The sequence below is a fragment of the Paenibacillus sp. Y568 genome, assembly GCF_059445545.1.
The window spans coordinates 320,496-342,123 of sequence record NZ_JCAIUM010000003.1 but is presented as its reverse complement, the minus strand read 5'-3'; the positions used below and the strand labels follow the sequence as shown (position 1 = coordinate 342,123).

The 21,628-nt window shown below is 40.5% G+C and carries 20 protein-coding genes and 1 riboswitch; of the genes, 7 read left to right on the top strand and 13 right to left on the bottom strand.

All coding sequences use genetic code 11. The features are described 5' to 3' along the window. Positions 1 to 27: 27 nt before the first annotated feature. The 5 genes from AC1D7X_RS06715 to AC1D7X_RS06695 form a co-directional block, all read right to left on the bottom strand. Complete coding sequence (locus AC1D7X_RS06715) at positions 28 to 3,714, bottom strand: response regulator (protein ID WP_495474887.1); 3,687 nt, start codon at positions 3,712 to 3,714, stop codon at positions 28 to 30. Next, a complete protein-coding gene (locus AC1D7X_RS06710; protein WP_495474886.1) occupies positions 3,715 to 4,881 on the bottom strand; it encodes a SpoIIE family protein phosphatase in 1,167 nt (388 codons plus the stop codon). Positions 4,882 to 5,174: 293 nt separating this feature from the next. After that, positions 5,175 to 5,513: a YflT domain-containing protein gene (locus AC1D7X_RS06705; RefSeq protein ID WP_495456009.1), complete on the bottom strand. Its 339-nt coding sequence runs from the start codon at positions 5,511 to 5,513 to the stop codon at positions 5,175 to 5,177. Between the two features lie 81 nt (positions 5,514 to 5,594). Beyond that, a complete protein-coding gene (locus AC1D7X_RS06700; RefSeq protein WP_495474885.1) occupies positions 5,595 to 5,918 on the bottom strand; it encodes a hypothetical protein in 324 nt (107 codons plus the stop codon). 52 nt (positions 5,919 to 5,970) lie between these two features. Next, a complete protein-coding gene (locus AC1D7X_RS06695; RefSeq protein ID WP_495456007.1) occupies positions 5,971 to 6,453 on the bottom strand; it encodes a DUF948 domain-containing protein in 483 nt (160 codons plus the stop codon). A 276-nt stretch (positions 6,454 to 6,729) separates the two neighbouring features. Here AC1D7X_RS06695 and AC1D7X_RS06690 point away from each other — a divergent pair, with 276 nt between their 5' ends. Beyond that, a complete protein-coding gene (locus tag AC1D7X_RS06690; RefSeq protein ID WP_495474884.1) occupies positions 6,730 to 6,894 on the top strand; it encodes a DUF1328 domain-containing protein in 165 nt (54 codons plus the stop codon). A 116-nt stretch (positions 6,895 to 7,010) separates the two neighbouring features. Here AC1D7X_RS06690 and AC1D7X_RS06685 read toward each other — a convergent pair whose 3' ends face one another. Together AC1D7X_RS06685 and AC1D7X_RS06680 are read right to left on the bottom strand one after the other, a co-directional pair. Then, positions 7,011 to 7,586 (bottom strand): hypothetical protein, encoded by a 576-nt coding sequence (locus tag AC1D7X_RS06685; protein ID WP_495474883.1) that lies wholly within the window; start codon positions 7,584 to 7,586, stop codon positions 7,011 to 7,013. Positions 7,587 to 7,829: 243 nt separating this feature from the next. Next, a complete protein-coding gene (locus AC1D7X_RS06680) occupies positions 7,830 to 8,696 on the bottom strand; it encodes a cation diffusion facilitator family transporter (RefSeq protein WP_495456004.1) in 867 nt (288 codons plus the stop codon). Between the two features lie 181 nt (positions 8,697 to 8,877). On the opposite strand from AC1D7X_RS06680, the gene AC1D7X_RS06675 reads away from it, so the two are divergent. Further along, on the top strand, positions 8,878 to 9,063 hold the full coding sequence (locus AC1D7X_RS06675; RefSeq protein ID WP_495456003.1) for a hypothetical protein: 186 nt from the start codon (positions 8,878 to 8,880) through the stop codon (positions 9,061 to 9,063). 100 nt (positions 9,064 to 9,163) lie between these two features. On the opposite strand, the gene AC1D7X_RS06670 is transcribed toward AC1D7X_RS06675, so the two are convergent. Next, positions 9,164 to 10,789: an ABC-F family ATP-binding cassette domain-containing protein gene (locus AC1D7X_RS06670; protein WP_495474897.1), complete on the bottom strand. Its 1,626-nt coding sequence runs from the start codon at positions 10,787 to 10,789 to the stop codon at positions 9,164 to 9,166. A 194-nt stretch (positions 10,790 to 10,983) separates the two neighbouring features. Here AC1D7X_RS06670 and AC1D7X_RS06665 point away from each other — a divergent pair, with 194 nt between their 5' ends. Both AC1D7X_RS06665 and AC1D7X_RS06660 read left to right on the top strand, forming a co-directional pair. Continuing rightward, positions 10,984 to 12,120, top strand: a complete 1,137-nt coding sequence (locus tag AC1D7X_RS06665) for a virulence factor (protein WP_495474882.1) — start codon at positions 10,984 to 10,986, stop codon at positions 12,118 to 12,120. A gap of 90 nt (positions 12,121 to 12,210) precedes the next feature. Beyond that, positions 12,211 to 12,410: riboswitch (Lysine riboswitch) on the top strand. 178 nt (positions 12,411 to 12,588) lie between these two features. After that, the gene (locus AC1D7X_RS06660; RefSeq protein ID WP_495474881.1) at positions 12,589 to 14,049 is read left to right on the top strand and encodes an amino acid permease; all 1,461 of its coding nucleotides are present in this window, start codon (positions 12,589 to 12,591) and stop codon (positions 14,047 to 14,049) included. An 84-nt stretch (positions 14,050 to 14,133) separates the two neighbouring features. Here the strand turns inward: AC1D7X_RS06660 and AC1D7X_RS06655 are convergent, their stop codons facing one another. After that, on the bottom strand, positions 14,134 to 14,409 hold the full coding sequence (locus tag AC1D7X_RS06655) for a hypothetical protein (RefSeq protein ID WP_495474880.1): 276 nt from the start codon (positions 14,407 to 14,409) through the stop codon (positions 14,134 to 14,136). On the opposite strand from AC1D7X_RS06655, the gene AC1D7X_RS06650 reads away from it, so the two are divergent. After that, complete coding sequence (locus AC1D7X_RS06650) at positions 14,379 to 16,088, top strand: proline--tRNA ligase (protein ID WP_495474879.1); 1,710 nt, start codon at positions 14,379 to 14,381, stop codon at positions 16,086 to 16,088. The genes AC1D7X_RS06655 and AC1D7X_RS06650 overlap by 31 nt on opposite strands. A 610-nt stretch (positions 16,089 to 16,698) precedes the next feature. On the opposite strand, the gene AC1D7X_RS06645 is transcribed toward AC1D7X_RS06650, so the two are convergent. After that, a complete protein-coding gene (locus tag AC1D7X_RS06645) occupies positions 16,699 to 17,442 on the bottom strand; it encodes an IclR family transcriptional regulator (RefSeq protein WP_495474878.1) in 744 nt (247 codons plus the stop codon). A gap of 222 nt (positions 17,443 to 17,664) precedes the next feature. Between AC1D7X_RS06645 and AC1D7X_RS06640 the strand changes: the two genes are divergently transcribed. Next, a complete protein-coding gene (locus AC1D7X_RS06640) occupies positions 17,665 to 18,621 on the top strand; it encodes an alpha/beta hydrolase (RefSeq protein ID WP_495456073.1) in 957 nt (318 codons plus the stop codon). 135 nt (positions 18,622 to 18,756) lie between these two features. Beyond that, positions 18,757 to 19,278 carry a DUF2935 domain-containing protein gene (locus AC1D7X_RS06635; protein ID WP_495474877.1) on the top strand — a complete coding sequence of 174 codons (522 nt, stop codon included), beginning with the start codon at positions 18,757 to 18,759 and terminating at the stop codon, positions 19,276 to 19,278. A gap of 347 nt (positions 19,279 to 19,625) precedes the next feature. Here AC1D7X_RS06635 and folE read toward each other — a convergent pair whose 3' ends face one another. From folE to AC1D7X_RS06620, 3 genes are all read right to left on the bottom strand, one after another. Then, entirely contained in the window at positions 19,626 to 20,219 is a 594-nt protein-coding gene (gene folE / locus AC1D7X_RS06630) for a GTP cyclohydrolase I FolE (protein WP_495455996.1), read from the bottom strand. A gap of 41 nt (positions 20,220 to 20,260) precedes the next feature. Further along, the gene (locus tag AC1D7X_RS06625) at positions 20,261 to 20,497 is read right to left on the bottom strand and encodes a YneF family protein (RefSeq protein ID WP_495474876.1); all 237 of its coding nucleotides are present in this window, start codon (positions 20,495 to 20,497) and stop codon (positions 20,261 to 20,263) included. Between the two features lie 91 nt (positions 20,498 to 20,588). After that, a complete protein-coding gene (locus AC1D7X_RS06620; protein WP_495455994.1) occupies positions 20,589 to 21,623 on the bottom strand; it encodes an HD-GYP domain-containing protein in 1,035 nt (344 codons plus the stop codon). Positions 21,624 to 21,628: the final 5 nt, after the last annotated feature.

The window sequence follows — 21,628 nt, the reverse complement described above, 5'->3', positions numbered from 1 at the left end:
CTACTTCCATATTAAATACCAATATTATTATGCATATAACCATACGCGCATCAATGATAAGAGTTGTTCTGTTTGAATCGGCTTCTTAACATAATCAGAAGCACCGGCTTCAATGCATTTAGATCGATCCTCTTTCATGGCCTTCGCAGTAAGTGCAATGATGGGTAACTTCTGAAATTCTGGAATTTGCCTAATTTGACGCATGGCCTCATATCCATCCATTTCAGGCATCATCATATCCATTAAGATCAGATCGAAATCAGGTTGTTTATCTAAAATATCTAAGGCATCTTTTCCGTTCTCGGCGAAAACGACTTCCATATGATAACTTTCCAATACACTGGATAAAGCGAAGACGTTACGGATATCATCATCGACGAGTAATATTTTTTTATTCTCAAAAAGTGCCTCTTTATTATGAAGTTTCTGCAAAATTTCACGTTTATCATCGGGTAAGTTTGCCTCAACGCGATGTAAAAATAACGTCGTCTCGTCTAATAATCTTTCCGGAGATCGCACATCTTTAATAATAATGGTCTCGGCATATTTACGTAAGATCATTTCCTCTTTCGTATTCAATTCCTTACCCGTATAGATGATGATTGGGAGATCAGCTAACTGTTCATCTTCCCGAATCTGGTCAAGAAGTTCAAATCCTGTCATATCTGTCAGCATTAGATCCAAAACCATACAATCGTATTTCTGTTTGTGAAGTTCTTTCAAAGCATCTTTACCTGATGAAGCAGCTGTAATAGCCACATCATCATGATCTATAAATTCAATAATAGCATTACGCTGTACATCATCATCTTCAACGATTAACAAATGTTTTAGAGAATTCTCTGTGTAAGATTCAATGTATGAAAAGGCCTTTTCTAGCGAATCCTTAGAAGAAGGTTTCTGTAGGTATGCTATTGCTCCCAATCGTAAACCTTGCTTCACGTCATCTACGACAGAAACGATATGAACGGGTATATGCCGGGTAAGGGCGGAGTTCTTCAACACACCCATGATAGACCATCCATCCATGACAGGGAGTTGAATATCCAGAATAATAGCGCTAGGAAGATAATCCTGTGCCATTTTTAATCCTATATCACCTTGTGTAGCAATTAATGCCTTGAACCCTCGTTCTCGAGCCATATCCAATAATATACTTGCAAAATGCACATCATCCTCAATGATGAGTATGACTTTATCCTCTTCACCTATGTTGTCGCGATCATCCTTTATAGGTTCGTTTATCATGACCTTAGGTTCTAACCTCATATTATTTGAAAAATCTGTATCTATACGATGCATTCTACGCGGTATCAAAGCTTCTGAGGTAGATGCTGCTGCTTCCTTTTCTCCAGAGAATACTTCATTCGTAGAATCGATAGGTAGGAATAGCGTGAAACAACTTCCTTCCCCTTCCTTAGAATCTACTGCAATGCATCCTCCAAGAAGAGCTGCAAGTTCACGACTAATGGACAATCCTAGTCCCGTACCCCCATATTTACGGCTGGTTGTGCCATCTACCTGTTGGAATGCTTCAAATATTAGTTCTAATTTATCACTAGGAATACCAATACCCGTATCTTTTACAGCTAGAGCAATATAGTCGACATCCTTGTTTAGCATACTAGGAAGATCACTAGATACTGCTCGGCTTATACGGAAGTTAATAGATCCTTTGCTCGTAAACTTAATGGCATTCGTAAACAAATTACGAATAATCTGTTTCACACGATGATCATCTGTCATGATTTCATCAGGAAGATCTGTACCATATTCAACATGAAGTTCTATCTGGTTCTTGTCTGCTAATGGTTTGAAATTCTGTTGAACAAATTCATCTAAATTGGTGAGCTTGACCATCTCTTGGTTAATATCCATTTTACCTGCATCAACCTTGGATAAGTCAAGAATTTCATCAATCATTTTAAGTAAATCAGCACCCGACATATAAATCGTCCGGGCATATTCGATCTGCTTACTTGTGAGATTGCCACCTTTATTCTCCGTTAGCAACTGTGACAGAATAAGCAGGCTATTGAGTGGTGTACGTAATTCATGTGACATATTAGCTAAGAATTCCGACTTATATTTACTAGTAACTGCTAGCTGGACGGTCTGTTTTTCCAACTGAGAACTTGTTTTTTCAATTTCAAAGTTCTTTTCTTCTAACTGTTGCATTTGATCTTCCATTGACCGCGACTTCGCAACTAACTCTGTATTGAATTGTTCAAGTTCCTCTTGTTGACTCTGTAACTGCACTTCAGATCTCTTAAGCGCAATTGTCTGCTCTTCTAAATGCTCGTTCGAACGACGTAATTCTTCTTGTTGAGACTGTAGTTCCTCTGATTGACATTGTAATTCTTCTGTTAAAGCCTGTGACTCACGTAACAAGTGTTCCACATGAATTCGACTGCGTATATTATTAAGAATAATTCCTAGACTGCTACTCAGCTGTGCTATTAATTGTCGTTGGAGTGGTGTGAATTCTGACAATGAGGCCAGTTCTATAACACCCAATAGATCATCTTCAAATACCACTGGATAGATCATCAAACTTATAGGTAATGATTCTCCAAGCCCAGATTTGATAGAGACATATTGATCAGGAACATCTGTAATATAGATAGGTTTCTTATCCATGGCGCTCTGGCCCAGTAGTCCTTCTCCAATATCAAAGTACCCTTTCGTCAGTACCTCTTCTGATCCAGCATAAGTTCCGTATTTAAATAGACGATTAGGTTTGTCATTTTCACCTTGAATATACACCACACCATAATGTGCCCCTAACACGGGTGTGAATTCATTAATAAAGGTCTGAGATACCTGCTCTAATGTATTCACTCCACGGAGTAACTCCGTGACTTTGCTCGTATTAGAACTAAGCCAACTTTGATCCTTTTGGGCTTCGAGATAGCTCTTCTCGAGTTCTTGTTTTTCCTCTATATCTTCTGCCATCTGTTTAAATACTCGCCCAACATCACCAATCTCATCCTTAGAAGTAACTTTCAGACGACGAATCATTCTAATATTTCCTTTGCCAAAACTATGAATCATCATGTTAACCGTTTTAAGACCCTTACTGATACTTGGGATAACCCATAGAATGATACCCAGTCCTATCATCAGTCCTGCAACCATAATGCCGGTTGTTATTTGAATAGATCGGTTATACTCAGCATTAGCCGTATTCATCTCTTTATCAATCATGCGATCTTGATAAGTCGCCAATTCATTCAAATTATCTAATGCTTCCATCTGGATCGATAGCCCTGTATTATCTCGGTATGTTGTTGCTTCCTCATACATGCCATTCGTCATTAATTCTAGTTCTTTTTGTTCAAATATAACGAATTGATCCCAAGAGACTCGTACACGATCCAGCATCTCTTTCTCATCTACATTGTTGTTGGATTCACTAATTGTCTGCAATCTCTTTTCTGCATTAGTCATCGCTAAAGATAGTTCTTTACGTTCGTCTAAACTAATAGCAGAATTCGCCTCTTTACTAAGCAATAGGTTAACGAGAATCCGCGAAGCATTATTCACTTCACCGCGCATGCCACTCGAATTCCGCACCTTCGTATATCTTTGCTCATAGACTGTATCCAATTGCTTATTCATATAATCTAACCGATCATATCCCACAAGCGTCAATATCATCAGAATGACCATCATAGAACCGAATCCAAGCAACAATTTTGTTTTTAATCTCATTTAGGCATCTCCCCCTTCTTTAAGTGAGATCCACACCAGACATTTGTCATCATCACGTTCTTGTTCTAATTCATTATTAAAAAAAACATGTTTCATCTTTTCTTCATTCCAAACATGACTACCCTCGAAATGCCCGATCAAGAAAGTCATCTGTTCATCATGGTCACCTGCAATAATCTCCATCAGACCATCTGTATATAATGCTATATGGCTCTCTCCTTCATAATAAAAAGTTTGTTGCTCCACTTCGATCTTATCAAACAGTCCCACAGGGCAACTTCCCTGAGTTAGCATCTCTACACTTCCATTTTTTTGGAAAAAGAGTGCTGGTGGATGCCCTGCATTCACGTAGTCAATTCTCTTCATACGGGTATCCACTACTAAATATATCGCTGTGAAATAATATTGAATGAGCTCATTCTCAATATATAGTTGATTACATCTTCTATTCAATTCCTGAATGACTTTCTCAGGTTCGACATACGTGGTGACCGTATCCTTTAATACGGATGCTATAAACATACAGACTAGCGAAGACGAAATACCGTGTCCCATCATATCAAGCAGAATAACACCATATCGTCCATCCCCTAGTCGATACCATACATACAAATCTCCTGCTAATTCTGCCGAAGGTTGATAAAGTGCATGAATTTCAAATAAATCATCTTCAATAGGAGGACTGAGAACGGCATTCTGAACTAAAGCAGCTAATCTTAGCTCCTCTTGAATCCTTTGATCTCGCTCCTTATGCCAATCGTTCTCCTTTTTAAGACGTAACGCAAGGCGAATTCTTGCCATGAGCTCCACTTTATTGATCGGTTTGGTTACATAATCTGTAGCCCCACTGTCCAACGCTTCAGCAAGCTTCTTGGAATCTCCTACTGCCGTCACCATAATGATCGGAATATCCTTTAAATGTTCATACTGTTGGATAATACGGCATGCTTCAATTCCATCCATTTCAGGCATCATCATATCAAGTAGAATGAGATCGACATCGCTATTCTTAGGTATAACCTCATCGGGATGATTAGCAATCCCTAGAAACTCGAACATCCCTTTAGCAGATGGAGCAGTAAGTGTATCTAAATAGCTTTCTTTTTTCAGAATTTCACGTATAATAATGACATTCGTAGGATTGTCATCCACTATTAATATAGACATAGTTCGCTCCTTAAGATCATATTAACGGAATACCGCATTATCGAAACTAACATAACAAGCCGTGACTTAAGGCCTGAGTATTCATCATATTTCTTTTTCATACTATATAACTATATACCATAACCAAGCTTTAATTAGAGGAAACTTCTTTCATTACAGTGATTTATATGGTGTACAACCAAGGTTATGTGGTTATATGTTCCATTAAACATAGATAAGGAATGGGGCAATCCCCATTCCTTATCTATGTTTAATATACATGTTAGCTACTTATATGAATTTGTTGAAGCCTATTATTTTTTCGCAATAATGAGAACTTTACCCAAATCTAGTTCTTTTTCATAAAAGTTAGCTTCGGCATCTGTAAATCCTAAAGAAGTGATTTTTGCTCGAAGTTCATCCCCGCGGGAACGAAATAAGTTAGCCAGTGAATCGAATACGCCTTCTTCTTTAATACCAATCTCATTCGCATTCGCCGTATCTGCAATGCGATCTGTGCGATCTTCATCATGTGCCAAGACGAAGATATTATCGTACACATACCCCGCACTTTGCAATTGCTTAATTTCTTGTACGGCCTTAACGCCGTTATCTACCACTTTAGCATATGAGTTTAATTGAGTTGAATCCATTGTCTTCACTCTCCTTTAAAATTTCTGCTTCGGTAGTATATTACCCCTGAAATCTAAAGTTGAATCTCAAATGGAGACTTTTCAGAAAGATGTATCTGCGAAAAAATCTATACCTTGAATTGTTCCCGTACTAGAATCTTTATATACTTTAATGGCTTGATCTCCTCTGATGTACACTTCTCCATCTTCTGCATGAAACTGCGGTGAGCCCAACGCTTCAGAGATCTGATTCTCATTTATAGTAATAACCATCTCATTAATTCGATCCAAGAGAGAAATACCATTTAACGTTTCAAAGGAATCCCCACTCGTCAGTGTCTGATTAATTGAAGAATCCACCGGTGCTTTTAAAACAGCATTCTCTATGTTGCCTGTAGTGGAAATGTTGCTAATGCTCGTATCCATTAGGGATGTTCCTCATCCTTTCTGGTAACCATAGTGGAATACTCATTCCATCTTAACGACGAAATTTCTGCCAAATCCCTGCTGCTACATCAACATATTTCACCCAGCTTGTATCTTTAGTACTTTTAGTCTCATTCAATGCTGCATAAGATTCAATGGTTCGTTGTTCGGGCGTACTTAATTGTGTATTGGAAGAGGCCTTAACATTGGTTTTTTTGATTTTATCCATAACTGTAGTGGAAAGTTGCTTGGCCGCATATGTAACCTCACTTAACACTTCACCGAGATTGTGCACAGAATCCAATACAGGATCAATTTGTTTCATCTTCGCTTGTAAATCAACGGTAATGTTATTAGCATGTCTTACGGTTTGTTTCACTTCATAACCTAATTCATCAATCGTCTTCTGAACTTCCTGTAATGTTTGCGTTGTTTTCTCTAATGAATGTGTAGCTGCCTTTAAAGTTTTAATAAGAAATAAAACAAGTACCGCAAATGCAATAGCTATAATAAGGACACTAATTTCGATCATCATACAATCTCTCCTTCTACCTTCTGGAATTTATAACGTTCAATGCTCTTAGTTACCCGTTCCGTAAAAAGGCGAAACAGTAGCCAATGAAGTGGAACAAGCTTTGGTTAATCATCAAAAATTGAATTGTTTCATTTCTGTATGCCTAGGTTAAATACCGAATACAAGGACGACGCGACAAGCATTATAGGCCGCACACAGGATTCTCCTAACCTTATGAAGGAAAGCGAGAAAATATCCTATGCAATACTAATTTTAAAGAAAGAATGGTGAAGGGACATGTTGAAATGGTCTGTTATATTATTAATCATTGCGGTAGTTGCAGGAATATTTGGATTCTTTAATATCGTTGCAGCTGCAGCATCTATTGCGAAAGTACTCTTCTTTATCTTTATCGTATTATTTATTATTTCACTCTTTACAGGACGTTCAAGAAACTTATAACCATCCACTATGTACGTAGTATTCATTTATTAGAGAGATAAGAAAAAGGTTTGAATATCATATCATAGAACCCCAAGTTGCTTTATTAAGCGATTTGGGGTTCTATGATGTTTGTTTTATTTAAAATCAAGTAGAAATTGTGGGATAATCGACCAATCTATTTTAAACGTTAGCATCATACTATTCGGTTTGAAATGAATTTGATCAATACCAACAATATCGGGTACATGTTCTTTTAAAGAAAAGGTAATCGGATCTAAAGAAAATCTAGAAACAGGAATAGTCACTTGTTTTATTCTCGTAGACTTATGCTTCAAGATCAAATCACTTCCGCTAGCCTCCATATGAAAATCAAGGGTTACACCAAAGGGAATGATCGCCCACTTCCCATTCAGATTAACTTCTAATTCTTGATCATGAATCACAAAGTTTGTCCCTGTTATTTCTACACCTTGATCATGTATGTCCAGATATTCTATTATTTTTTTCTTAGCGAGATTATTCAATTCCTCCTCTGATAATTCAATCTCAGGCACTTTAGTCTTCACCATGTTCCATACTTTAGTCTTCATATCCACTTGCTCGTAGTTCATATCTAGTTCATTAGTCGGTCTAATATAGACTATAATTGCAACAGCCAGTACAATAACTAATACTAGAAATAACATCACAAGTCGTTTTAAAAGCCTCATTCACTGCCTCCTTCCTTTCCACTTTCCATCCCTACATTTGGTTCAACTATACCAGCTAACACGAATTATCACTACCTCAAGTAGGTATGTATAGTAATATAATGACGTTCTTGGAGTGAATAAGTTGAATAAACCATGCTCAAATTAGCGCAGAGGACGGAATAATTTCGTAAAAGCGGAGCGTTCTCTCAGAACACCTAAATTTCATGGGACACCCCCTTTTATTCTTAGATATACCTCTACTTATTTAGGCTCCACATGGACCTGAACTTGCATGATGTTATGATCTTTCCTCATTTCCTCTTCAATTTGATCTGCAATCTTATGTCCCTCAATAATACTTAGATTGGAATGAACCTCGATTACTACATCTACAAGGACATGATTGCCATGTACTCGCGCTTTTACATCCTTAATTCCTTCCACACCTGGGATACGAGCGATAGTACTCCGTAAATCCATGATCTGATTCTGATCAAATCCATCGGTTAGACTATACGTACAATCCTTGAAGATGCCCCAGGCAGTGCTACAGATAATGATTCCTACTACAAATGCAGCTACGCTATCTAGCCACGGTAGTCCAAACTGTGCTCCGACTATCCCCACGGTTGCTCCTACACTTACCATGGCATCAGACAGATTATCTTTAGCCGCAGCCATCAATGCTTTATTATTTATTTGACGAGCTAAACGACGGTTGTATAAGTACACGCCCAACATGGCAGCGGCACATATAAGCGCTACACCTGCAGACCATGGGTTAGGAGGTAGTACCTTTTCACCTTTCCACAATGTACGTATACTTTCTACAATAACTTGAATACCAACCATAGCCATAATAAAAGAAGCCATTAACGCTGCCACTGTCTCTGCCCGAAAATGCCCATAGGCATGATCAGAGTCTGGGGGTTTCTGAGAGATCCGTAAGCCGATTAATACCGCTACGGATGCAACGATATCGGTTAAGTTATTTACACCATCAGCCACTAATGCACTAGAAGCAAACGAATAGCCGCACGCTAATTTGAATCCAGATAGAATGAGATACGCTCCAATGCTTACCCATGCGCCTCTCTCACCTTTTCGTATCTCTTCATAAATATCCAAATCGATGTACCACTCCTTCAAATGCCGTTATCACACATCTTTTCCTGAACACCATGATCATATTCCTGCAGAGTGTAGAGCAAGTAAGTTGTCTTTTGCAAGGGAGATGTGCATAATCCCTCTTGTGGGGATAATTAAAAACGATTAAAATGAAGACACACGCCCAAAGGGAGGTTTTCACATGAGCGAAAACAATGAAGTAAAGAAAGTCAGTTTGGCTGATGCCATTCGAAAAAAACTAGATCAGAAGAAACAACAGTCTGCTTCAGGTCAATCGAATACTTTTCAAGCCGGTTCTGCTAAGCAATTAAAAAATCAGAACAACACCAAGCCGACTACCCAACGTCGTCGTGCGGGTAATTCGTAACTCTTCTTTAGATAGAGCACAATATGAAAAGAGATGGCTCCTGAATTCAGGAGCCATCTCTTTTCGTTAACAATTTATTTCCCTCGATTTAAATCTTAGGCTATTCTTCTGCTGGATACATTTGTTCACGAAGGGATTTAACCTCTTCGCTATCCAAGTACTCATCATAGCTCATCGTACGATCAATAATTCCGTTCGGAGTAATCTCAATAATACGATTAGCGATCGTCTGAATGAACTGATGGTCATGTGAAGTAAACAAGATTGTTCCATCAAAATCAGTAAGTCCGTTATTTAGTGCTGTAATGGATTCCAAATCCAAGTGATTCGTTGGTTCATCGAACACAAGGACATTGGCACCATTAAGCATCATTTTAGCTAACATACAACGCACTTTTTCTCCACCGGAGAGTACGCTTGCCTTCTTCAATGCTTCTTCTCCAGCAAACAACATTCTACCCAAGAAGCCACGTAGGAAAGTTTCATCTTGATCTTGAGAATACTGACGAAGCCAATCCACCAAGTTCATATCCACGCCATCGAAATAACGGGAATTATCCTTCGGAAAGTATGCTTGTGTTGTCGTAATACCCCAAGTGTATTCACCAGCATCCGCAGTTTGCTCACCCATCACGACATCAAATAATGTGGATTTAGGCAGACTGTTTGGTCCGACAAAAGCAATCTTGTCGCCTTTATTAACTACGAAGCTTACATTATCAATAACCACTTCATCGTTAACCGTCTTATTTAGACCCTCAACAGTAAGAAGTTGCTTACCAGCCTCACGTTCCGGTTTGAAATGTAGGAACGGATACTTACGGCTAGATGGACGAATATCATCCAATGTAATTTTCTCAAGTTGTTTCTTACGTGATGTTGCTTGTTTGGATTTCGATGCATTCGCCGAGAAACGTTGAATGAACGCTTGTAGTTCTTTCATCTTCTCTTCTTTCTTCTTGTTAGAATCGCGGGACAAACGTAGAGCAAGTTGGCTGGATTCATACCAGAAGTCATAGTTACCTACGTACATTTGGATTTTACCGAAGTCAATATCCGCAATGTGTGTACATACTTTGTTCAAGAAGTGACGGTCATGGGATACGACAATAACGGTACCTTCATAATCCATCAAGAAGTTCTCTAACCAACCGATCGATTCAAGATCCAGATGGTTGGTAGGTTCATCAAGTAGCAAGTTATTCGGACGACCGAACAATGCTTGAGCTAACAATACACGAACCTTCTCATTACCACTTAGCTCTGTCATCTTCTTATCGTGAAGTTCACGAGGAATACCAAGACCAATCAAGAGTGCTGCAGCATCCGGCTCAGCATCCCAACCATTCAACTCAGCAAATTCACCTTCCAATTCGCCGGCACGAAGTCCGTCTTGTTCTGTGAAGTCAGTCTTAGCATACAGAGAATCTTTCTCTTTCATAATCTCATGCAGACGAATATGACCCATGATTACAACTTCAAGCACAGGGAATTCATCATATTCATAATGATTCTGTTTGAGAACTGCCATACGTTCTCCTGGTGTCATATGAACCTCACCAGAGTTCGCTTCAATTTCTCCTGATAGGATCTTCAAGAATGTTGATTTACCCGCACCATTTGCTCCTATGAGTCCGTAACAATTTCCTGGTGTGAATTTTATAGTTGCATCTTCAAAAAGTGCGCGTTTTCCATAACGGAGGGTCACGCCGCTTGTACTGATCATGAAATAATCCATTCCTTTCAAATTTAACTCCTCACATTATATCACAAAGGTGACACCTTTTCGAAGTCATAAGAAAACATTCAGCGATACTTTTCCTTTATCTTGTAATCACTTCCACCAAAACATGAACAATATTTTTTATTCAGATGGAAATGAGGTAAAATAACGTTGAAAAGGGAGGTTATAAAACGCATATGAAGATTACTTTTATTGAACCAACACCAAGTCCCAATACAATGAAGCTCCATTTGGATGAAACTATAGAGAATGGGTTACGAAGAACATACACACTAGATAATGAGCGCTCTGCCCCCGTATGGATACGGGAAATGCTACATATTCCTGGTGTAAAAAGTGTGTTCCACACGACGGACTTCGCAGCGCTTGAACGTAAAGGTAACGCCGATTGGTCAACGATCTTAGGCGAAGTACAAGAACGACTCGGACAAGATGGATTAACAACCACTTGGTTAGAAGTGGATAACGAAATGGGTGAGCATTACGGTGAAGCTGAGGTCCTTGTACAATATTTCCGCGGCATCCCCATGCAAATTCGTGTGAAGGCTGCCGGTCGTGAAGAACGTATTGCACTATCAGAACGATTCACTAAGGCAGTAACCGCAGTTGCTATTGCAACCATGATTAAGGAACGTAAGCTTTCCGATTACGGTGTTCGTTATGGTGAATTAGAGGACATTGCACGTGAGGTAGAACAAGAACTTGAGGCAGCATATCCTCCTGAGCGTCTTGAGAAAGTCATTCAGCAGGCGATTGCACATGGAGCTAGTAACGAAGAATTCATGGAGAAACGCACAGAACTAAGCGATCAGGAACTCGAAGAGGCTCTTCAGAATGACGATTGGCGAATTCGTTATGCTGCATTAGATGGTATGAGTCCTACACCAGAACGAATTCATTTCATTATGACGGCATTACAAGACCCTAAAATGCAAATCCGTCGTCTAGCTATCATCTATCTTGGTGATCTGCGCACAACGGATGCTATGGATCTATTGTATGTAGCATTAAGAGATAAATCTGCAGCTGTTCGTCGTACAGCAGGTGACACCCTATCGGATATCGGGGATGCTAATGCTACGCAACCTATGACTGAAACCTTAAAGGACACAAGTAAACTTGTTCGTTGGAGAGCTGCTCGTTTTCTTTATGAAGTAGGTACGGAGGATGCCCGATCTGCGCTAGAAGAAGCGGCACAAGATCCTGAATTCGAAGTCAGCTTACAAGCCAAGATGGCACTAGAACGGATTGAGTCAGGTGAAGAAGCTGCCGGGACCATATGGCAACAGATGGCTAAACGTACGCGATCCTAATGCAATATTTAACCATTGATCCTACACAGACAAATGATTATACTTAGACATTGTTCAGTATAAACAAGTAAAGATATCCTCATCCTACTAAGATGAGGTAGAGGTCGCGAACCGCGATGAGTAGACCGTGAAGAGGCGTTAGAAGCCGCCGTATGATTCACGATCGAAAGGCGCCTTTCGCCGAAGTGTATAGGCAGCTTCTTTTGCCACGTACGCTGGGTCTGTTTTCCGAATAGGGGCAGAACTGTCATGGTTTCCTTCACAGGATACCATGTTGGGCTATCTTTCATGGAAGTTGGGTGCGGATCATATAAATAGAAGACATGTTGCCCCTTTACAAGGGCATACATTTGTTACGATATCTATTAATAAGACCGCCGGTGTTCTTTCCAGCGGTCTTTTTGCTGTGTCCCTTTCCTTCCATGACAAAATATTTAATTTTTTTTTGTAGAGGGAGTGTAATGATTAATGAAGACCCGCAACGATTCAGAAGTTTCACTGAAGGCAAGTCTCAAAGCACGACATATGACCATGATCGCTCTAGGTGGATCCATTGGAACAGGACTCTTTCTCGCTAGTGGAAGTGCCATCTCCTCTTCAGGTCCTGGTGGAGCCCTACTCGCTTATGCTGCAGTAGGTTTAATGGTATATTTCCTCATGACCAGCTTAGGTGAGCTAGCAACCTATTTACCAGACTCGGGTTCATTCAGCACGTATGCTTCAAGGTTTGTTAGTCCCGCCTTCGGTTTCGCTGTAGGCTGGAACTTCTGGTATAACTGGGCCGTAACCATCGCAGCAGAGTTAGCTGCAGCTACGGTTATTATTAAATATTGGTTCCCAGAAAGCTCCTCCGCATTATGGAGCCTCTTATTCCTACTTATTATGTTCGGATTGAATTTCCTATCTACTAAAAGCTACGGGGAGTCAGAATATTGGTTCGCTATCATCAAAATTATAACGGTCGTTATTTTCCTTACTGTAGGCGTACTGATGATCTTTGGGGTCATGGGTGGAGAAGCTGTAGGAATGAACAATTTCAATCTTGGAGGCACACCATTTCACGGGGGTTTCTTTGCCTTCGTTGGCGTATTTATGGCTGCAGGTTTCTCCTTTCAGGGAACGGAATTAATAGGTGTTGCTGCGGGTGAAAGTGAGAATCCTCGCAAGAATGTGCCACGTGCTATTCGTCAAGTATTCTGGCGCATTCTTATTTTCTATATTTTTGCTATATTCGTTATTGGAATGCTAATCCCTTATACCGATCCTAGTCTATTGAATGCTGAACTGAATAACATTGGAGTCAGCCCATTCACTCTAATCTTTGAGAAGGCTGGACTTGCTTTTGCCGCGGCGCTCATGAATGCCGTAATTCTAAGTTCTGTCCTCTCAGCAGGAAACTCGGGGATGTATGCTTCAACACGTGTCCTTTATTCTATGGCTAAGAATGGACTAGCACCTAAGTTCCTTGGCAAGTTGAATCGACGTAGCATTCCAATTAATGCACTACTCCTAACGACTGCCGTAGGAATGCTAGCCTTCCTTGCTTCCTTCTTCGGTGATGGTATAGTATACAACTGGCTACTTAACGCTTCTGGTATGTGTGGATTTATCAACTGGCTAGCTATAGCGGTCTGCCATTATCGGTTCAGACGTGCTTTTCTAGCTCAAGGACATTCCCTTGCTGAGCTTCCATTTCGTGCGCGTTGGTTCCCTGCTGGTCCGATCTTTGCCTTTATCTTATGTTTAATCGCAATATTTGGACAGAATCTTGGTGCTTTTAGTAGTACATCCATTGATTGGTACGGCATTGTCGTATCTTATATCAGTGTTCCCCTCTTCCTCATGATCTGGTTCGGTTATCGATGGGTGAAGAAAACTAAGGTTATTCCATTAGATCAATGTGATCTAACTACCATAGATAAACCATAGATAAAATTGATCTTGACTAATTGTATTCCACTGATGTAAATTTATTGAAATCATTCAAATCATTTAAAAGCGTTAAACAAGGACTTAAGCTTCAATATCGAATCGTACCAGAGAGGAAATCCCTGTGCTGAAAGGTTTCCCCCTTCCGATTGAAGTCTCCCTACCTTGTAGCTGTAGTAGATATTTATTATCTCTACCGGGAACATTCCCGTTATCCAATAAGTAATCGTCCGATCCATAAGGACGACTAAAATTAGGGTGGTACCACGAACGCATTCGTCCCTTTCGAATGCGTTCTTTTTGTTGTCCAATAGAATAGGAGGATTTGTATGCGCCAGAGTCATTTATTTGCACCAACATTACGCGAAGTACCTTCTGAAGCCGAAGTAATCAGTCACCAACTCATGCTAAGGGCAGGTTATATCAGACAATTAGCCTCTGGAGTGTATACGTATTTACCATTAGGCTGGCGAGCACTACGTAAGATCGAACAGATTGTCCGTGAAGAAATGGAACGTGTAGGGGCTCAAGAGCTACTCATGCCTGCTCTCCAGCCCGCCGAACTATGGAAAGAATCAGGAAGGTATTCGGAATATGGGCCAGAACTTATTCGATTACATGACCGGCATAATCGTGAATTTGCTCTTGGTCCCACACATGAGGAAGTTATAACGAACTTAGTAAGTAACGAGATTAGCTCCTATCGGAAATTACCGGTGACATTGTTCCAGATTCAGACCAAGTTCCGTGATGAACGACGTCCACGTTTCGGCTTACTACGTGGAAGAGAATTCATTATGAAGGATGCCTACTCCTTCAACCCAGATTACGCTAGCTTAGATCAATCCTATCGGATGATACATCAAGCTTACACAAATATCTTTCATCGTTGTGGATTAAATTATAGAGCGGTAGAGGCCGACGCGGGTGTCATTGGAGGCGAAGGTGAAACGCATGAATTCATGGCGTTGGCCAACATCGGAGAAGATACGATTGCCACATGTACACACTGTGATTATGCTGCAAATCTAGAAAAGGCAGAATCAGGCCCGATACGTACGTTATCTCCAGATAACATAGGGAATGCTGTGGAGAAATTCCATACGCCTAACGTTCGTACTATTCATGAACTCATGGTATCTCTACAGATCGAAGCACAACACATATTTAAGACCTTGATATATGTTGTGGATGGCAATCCAATAGCTGTTGTAATCAGAGGCGATCATGAAGTGAACGAGGTTAAGTTGAAGCATCATCTTCATGCTCAACAGATAGAACTAGCTGATTCATCCACAACCGCACAGGTAACGGGAGCCCCTACTGGATTCGCTGGCCCAATTGGATTAGTAATCCCTATTCTAGTCGATGAAGTTGTGGCTCATAGTCACCATGGAATTACAGGTGCCAATGAACAAGACTATCATTGTCGCTATGTTCGTCCGGGCTCTGATTTTCCACTTGATCACGTAGGTGACTTTCGTAATGTTGTGGAAAGTGATCCATGCCCACGTTGCAACAAAGGTTCATTGAATTTCTGTCGGGGTATCGAAGTAGGTCATATATTCAAGCTAGGGACTAAATATACAGAAAATCTGGGCGCTGTGTACTTAGATCCTACAGGAAAAGAACAAGTCATGGTGATGGGATGTTACGGTATCGGTGTGTCTCGCATATTATCAGCTCTCGTGGAACAAAGCCATGATGTGCAAGGGATGATATGGCCTATATCCATTGCACCGTTTCAGGTGCACGTCATCCCTGTTTCCATTAAAGACTCAGCGCAGATGGAGATCGCCGAACATATCTACCAATCTTTATTAAATCAAGGTGTCGAAGTCCTATTCGATGATCGCGATGAACGTCCTGGCGTTAAATTCAAGGATTCCGACTTAATGGGGCTTCCTATTCGGATTATAGTTGGTAAACAAGCAATCCAAGGGAATATTGAATTTAAAGAACGTATCCACACAGAATCTAGCATCATGACAATTGAAGACTCATTATTACGCGCTTTAGAGGTCGTTAATATGATGTAACAAGTAGAAACTTATTCTCGCAAGATACTGCTACGGCGGATTGTCCTTACGATCGCTGTTGCCATCATATTTCTTGATTATATACCGCTTATAGCGGTAGAAATCCGATGGCAAAGGCGAGCACTCCGTTCCTCCAGGACAATTCCACCCCCTGCGCTACTTCTTATTCTGAAAGCACTGATTATGATTTAGAGCCTTTTTAAAAAAAAATCCGTTTTCGGTTTTATTCTTAAATGAACTTTAACAAGCTAAAATAGGCGACTTTTCGTTTGATTTATGAACGGAAGGTCGCCTATCTTTACGCTCTGGTTATCCTTTTCAAAATAGGTATCAACAATCCCACAAATAGATTGTGTGAATGATGCCTAAAAACGGAATCACTATTAAGTTCGAAGTAGCGAAGAGAACGGAATTGTCCTGAAGAAGCGTTAGCGTTCGCCTACAAGCTTTCCGTAGGAAAGCTACATCGGAAGCATAAGCTTGCCCATCGGATTTCAACCGCTTCAAGCAGTATACAATCAAGAAATCGGAGGGCAACAGCGATCGTAAGGACAATCCGTTATCGTAGCGGCACACTAACAACTTTTTTCTGTTCTTTACTTTGTATCTTTTATGGAATCATTAGTCCCATATCATGTGCTGCTTCTACTAAGTATGGCGCATACTCATGAAGTGTATCAATAGAAAGTCGGTTAACCGGTCCTGATACAGAGAGAGCCGCAGTCACGATGCCCTGTCGATTCGCAATAGGTACTGATATGGCTGCCGCACCTGGCTCTCTCTCCTCGAAGCTCATGGCATATCCACTAGCCAGAATCTCCTGTAATTGTTCCATATAGTTATTACGATCAATCCATGCAGGCCATTCTGGATCTTCTAGCAGTTTCTTTTGCTCCTCAGCTGACGCATATGCAACAAGAACTTTACTTGATGCACCCACATATAACGGAAGTCGTGCACCCACTTGAGCTACACGCCGAATAGCTTGGTTACTCTGTACCGCCTGAATACGTAGTCTTTCTTTCCCTTCTCGTAAATACAGGCTAACCGTTTCACCTAAGCGGTCTCGTACTTTCTCCATGGCTGGTAACAGGATTACCGCAGGATCATCGCTTCGTGACAAATGCGTGGATAATTCCCATATCTTCATTCCAAGACGATACTTCTCCGTTGCAGCATCTCTACTAACAAAACCTCTCTCTTCAAGCGTCGACAACAAGCGATGTACGGTGCTCTTATGAAGCCCAATTTTCCCCGATATTTCCGTCAACCCCAGATCAACATTGGTAGTAAAACATAATAATATATCAAGTGCCCGTTCTACGGACCGAACTGTCAATTTGCGATCTTCCAATCTGAATCGCCCCTCTTTGTCGTTTCATCACGTGAAACTTGGTTACATAAATTATATGAAATTACCTGAGGAAAGTCTACATATTACAATTAGCTAACAATTGTCCAAACTACATTGACATTATTTTATGAGGGGCATACGATTAATAAGACCTAAGGAGGGGCTCATATGAACATGTTATCTAGGACTAATGCCCCACAATCTGAACCAATTCAACAGTTCATGGAGAAAGCACCACCACGATTTATTCGTGTTAAACATATTATAGTTGCTTTAGTTCTATCGATTATCTTTTTTCTAGCGTTTTGTTTCGTTGCACTTCATGCTTACATTGCTTGGGTCTTATCCAATCCTACAGTAGCGCCGATCTACTCCGATCCCTTAACTGCCAAATCAATGGAGTATGAGGATGTTGCCTTTCCTGCTCTTGATGACAGCCGTATGATGCATGGTTGGTATATCCCTGCTGAAGGATCCAAAAGAACCATCATATTCAGCCATGGTTATGGAGCGAATCGCGAGGAATCATGGGTTCCTATGTATGATCTTGCTCATTATGCACATAGTCTCAACTATAATGTACTTATGTTCGACTACGGTTTTGCTGCTGAGTACAATAAAGACGTTGCTACGGGTGGCAAAATTGAAACACAGCAATTACTAGGCGCTATTGAACTTGCTAAAGAACGTGATGCTGGACAAATCATCGTATGGGGCTTTTCTATGGGGGCTGGCACAGCACTTCAAGCGGGTCTGCAAACAGACGATGTAGATGCCATGATTCTTGATAGTTCCTTTCTTTTGGAACCCGATACATTATATCACAATATAAAAAACCAGATAGCTCTACCACGTCATCCTTCGTTAGAAATATTAGAACTACTCTTCCCAGTATTAAATGGAACTAGCCTCAGTCAAATTCCATATAAGCAAGTGAAAAGTGAAGATTACCCATTCCCTACTTTCTTCATTCATGGTACAGAGGACGAGAAGGCTCCTTATGGCATTGCCGAATCGTTAGCCTCTAATCAGACTAACCCGCTCTCCGATGTGTGGATCGTAGATGGAAGTCATCATGAACTTATCTTTCGCGAGCATTCTCGGGAATACTTACGACGCGTTTCTTCATTCCTTGAAGATGTGAAAACCAACCTTAATACCTCACTTCTAGAGGAATAGCCATATGCTATATTACAATCATAAGTTTTGAGAAGCCCGGAATCCTCAGATTCCGGGTTTTTCATTATCATATCAACATATAAAAACCTCTGCTGAATACAATGTCGTAATGACATGTTTTTAGGGAGGATAATTATGCTATACGGGTATGGATCTATGTTGCCAATACGCATTTTAGAAGAGATACAGTTTTGGAAAAACCAAGAATCTGAACACACGGTATTCATCCAAGCGGTCATTCCTAATCTAGAGATCCCTTATGCAAATCTACTTACCGAATGGGCGTTGGTATTTCATGAAAGTGAACTCAGCGCGAGGACGCTATTAGATCAATCTCTTTCATCTGATACAACTTCATCCCCATTTCTTCTAATAGAGACAGAACAGTTGTTATCTCTCTCATGTCTTCAATCCCATGAATTTATTCGACACCTATTCAGCATTAAAGAGCACAGCGTTGCCATACGTGAAAATTCATTGGCCAATACTGTGCTTCTACATATTATTCGTGAATCAGAATACTTCTTACATACGCTAGATACATTAAATCAACCTGGTATATTTCAGAATCAACTTCTCCAACCCACATCTTCCCACTCAAAAGAAGAAAAGGTCGTTCATCTTCATACATCATCAGAGGCGAAAACCCCCTATTAAGAAACGATGATCGGTATTCGACTAGGCTGCCGCTACGATAACGGATTGTTCTTCCGTTCGCTGTCAATCTCAAAAGCACATTGCCTCTTGTGAAGGCAATAGAGATAGAGCAGAACAAAAGCATAAATGGCCTCGCCGTCCTTTAGCGGCGAAGAAACGTTTAGCGTTGAAATATAAGACTATTTATAAGGAAATACTTATAAATTCTTATATTTTAAATAAAGGCGATTTCCCATTCGATTCCGAATGAAAAGTCGCCTTTATTTATTTGAATGAATTGAAGTGGTCTCCTCAAATCGCCAGAGCCACTTGATCATTTGGAGTGAATTCCTGTTCATGCCGTTTTCCTATCCTTTAACGAGGGATAGGAACTCCGCACGACTTGCAGAATCTTCACGGAAAATCCCTCGTACAGCGGAAGTAACCGTCTTGCTTCCCGGTTTCTTAACACCACGAGAGCACATGCATAGATGCTCGCCTTCTACGACAACCATCACGCCATTTGGTTGTAATACTTCGTTAATAATATCTGCAATTTGAGATGTTACACGCTCCTGTACTTGCAAACGGCGAGTTACAGCCTCAACTAATCGTGCAAATTTACTAAGCCCAGCAATTTTGCCACTTGGGATATATCCGATGTGAATTTTACCAAAGAATGGCGCCATGTGATGCTCACATTGGCTGTAATACACAATATCTTTCACGATGACAAGTTCCTCATGGTTCTCATCAAAAGTCACGCCTAACACATCACGAGGATCTACATCATACCCTGCAAAGATTTCTTCGTACATGCGAGTAACCCGCGCTGGTGTCTCAAGGAGTCCCTCACGCTTAGCATCCTCACCAATTAGATTCAAAATTTGTTCAATATGATATTCAATCTTCTCACGATTATTAACGACTTCATTATTTACATAATCTTTAACTCCAGACACAAGTATACCCTCCCCTCACGGCCATTTCCCGGATTGAAAGATTACTTACCTTTACGGCTTTGGCCTTTCTTTGGAACAGCCGGCTGATTCTTCATCATCTGCTGTGCTTTCTGCATCTGTTTACCATTCAGATTATAGCCCATCTGTTTGGCCATTCTTTGCAACATTTGTGGATCACTCTGCATCTTTTCCATCTGTTTGCGTAAATAAAACACGCCTATAAAAAATCCCCCAACTAATCCAACAATTAACGTAATAATAGGAAGTGCAATAATCATTTCGGCCACCTCAATATTTACAATAGTTTGTCTAACTTGTGTAGACACGAACATATCATAGCATGTCTACAAGAGGCTAGCAAATATAATTCTAGATAAGGACTTCCTCAATAAAGACGGTCGTTTCTATGGCTAAATCGATCTCTTTTACATCTAGATGGTCACCGATACCACTTCTTATAATACGTATTACAGGTCGTCCAGGTAGACCTCGATGTTGACGTACAACAACACCCGTCTCATTCGTTGATAACCGAACTCCCGTACCATTCGGATAGATTGAAACCATTCTTGTAAATTGAATCAGCACTTCCCGATCTAGTTCAATTTCCGACATAGCCATCATCTTCTCACAAGCCTCATGTGGAAGAAGTGCCGTTTCCCCATGCATATAACTGATCAAATGATCGAAGGTATTAGCAACCGCAACAATCTTAGCATAAATATGAATCTCATCCCCTACAAGTCCTCGGGGTTGACCTAACCCGTCTACCCTTTCATGATGTTGCAAAGCAACGTGAGCAATTAAGAGGTTAAGTTCTCTCTTATTCTTCAGTTTCTCAAATCCACGCCAAGTATGATGATTTCTCATACCAGGAGTTATCTCTGCATCCCTTGAAATCTTATTCTTTCCAATGTCATGTAGCAGTGCACCTGTAGCTAACTCTTTAGTCTGAATGTAATTCAGCCCTATATTAATGCCCATAACGGTAGATAATAGACAGACGTTCATGGCATGAACATATTCTGCATTATCGGCAGTTCGAATGTCCGTTAAATGAACAAGTAATTCTCTGTTACTCAATACATCTGTCATGAGCTCATCGATATTCTTACCTATTCTTCGCGTGTTCCACTCCTTACCAGAGCGTACAGCTTTAAACGTATCACTTATTCCCTGAATGAGACTCTGCTTCGTGGCTTCTTCTAACATTTCACCAGTCTCTACATCATCATATAGAGGATCCTGGATATACAACATCGTTACACCAATTCGATTGAGCGTATTGATCATAAATACGGTTAATTGAACCCCTGCGCCGAGTAGTACCGTCCCATTTGACGTGTACACAGACTTTCCAAGGTACTGCCCTGTCTCTACATCTCCAATACTTACATATCTCATAAATC

What these genes read in the sequence shown, in the direction of transcription:
- AC1D7X_RS06635 (WP_495474877.1), top strand. Translation starts at nt 18,757, where the DNA reads ATGCTATACGGGTATGGATCTATGTTGCCAATACGCATTTTAGAAGAG.
- AC1D7X_RS06690 (WP_495474884.1), top strand. Translation starts at nt 6,730, where the DNA reads ATGTTGAAATGGTCTGTTATATTATTAATCATTGCGGTAGTTGCAGGA.
- AC1D7X_RS06685 (WP_495474883.1), bottom strand. Translation starts at nt 7,586, where the DNA reads ATGAGGCTTTTAAAACGACTTGTGATGTTATTTCTAGTATTAGTTATT.
- AC1D7X_RS06670 (WP_495474897.1), bottom strand. Translation starts at nt 10,789, where the DNA reads ATGATCAGTACAAGCGGCGTGACCCTCCGTTATGGAAAACGCGCACTT.
- AC1D7X_RS06695 (WP_495456007.1), bottom strand. Translation starts at nt 6,453, where the DNA reads ATGATGATCGAAATTAGTGTCCTTATTATAGCTATTGCATTTGCGGTA.
- AC1D7X_RS06655 (WP_495474880.1), bottom strand. Translation starts at nt 14,409, where the DNA reads ATGTTGGTGCAAATAAATGACTCTGGCGCATACAAATCCTCCTATTCT.
- AC1D7X_RS06710 (WP_495474886.1), bottom strand. Translation starts at nt 4,881, where the DNA reads ATGTCTATATTAATAGTGGATGACAATCCTACGAATGTCATTATTATA.
- AC1D7X_RS06715 (WP_495474887.1), bottom strand. Translation starts at nt 3,714, where the DNA reads ATGAGATTAAAAACAAAATTGTTGCTTGGATTCGGTTCTATGATGGTC.
- AC1D7X_RS06650 (WP_495474879.1), top strand. Translation starts at nt 14,379, where the DNA reads ATGCGCCAGAGTCATTTATTTGCACCAACATTACGCGAAGTACCTTCT.
- AC1D7X_RS06640 (WP_495456073.1), top strand. Translation starts at nt 17,665, where the DNA reads ATGGAGAAAGCACCACCACGATTTATTCGTGTTAAACATATTATAGTT.
- AC1D7X_RS06660 (WP_495474881.1), top strand. Translation starts at nt 12,589, where the DNA reads ATGAAGACCCGCAACGATTCAGAAGTTTCACTGAAGGCAAGTCTCAAA.
- AC1D7X_RS06665 (WP_495474882.1), top strand. Translation starts at nt 10,984, where the DNA reads ATGAAGATTACTTTTATTGAACCAACACCAAGTCCCAATACAATGAAG.
- AC1D7X_RS06625 (WP_495474876.1), bottom strand. Translation starts at nt 20,497, where the DNA reads ATGATTATTGCACTTCCTATTATTACGTTAATTGTTGGATTAGTTGGG.
- AC1D7X_RS06705 (WP_495456009.1), bottom strand. Translation starts at nt 5,513, where the DNA reads ATGGATTCAACTCAATTAAACTCATATGCTAAAGTGGTAGATAACGGC.
- AC1D7X_RS06700 (WP_495474885.1), bottom strand. Translation starts at nt 5,918, where the DNA reads ATGGATACGAGCATTAGCAACATTTCCACTACAGGCAACATAGAGAAT.
- AC1D7X_RS06620 (WP_495455994.1), bottom strand. Translation starts at nt 21,623, where the DNA reads ATGAGATATGTAAGTATTGGAGATGTAGAGACAGGGCAGTACCTTGGA.
- AC1D7X_RS06675 (WP_495456003.1), top strand. Translation starts at nt 8,878, where the DNA reads ATGAGCGAAAACAATGAAGTAAAGAAAGTCAGTTTGGCTGATGCCATT.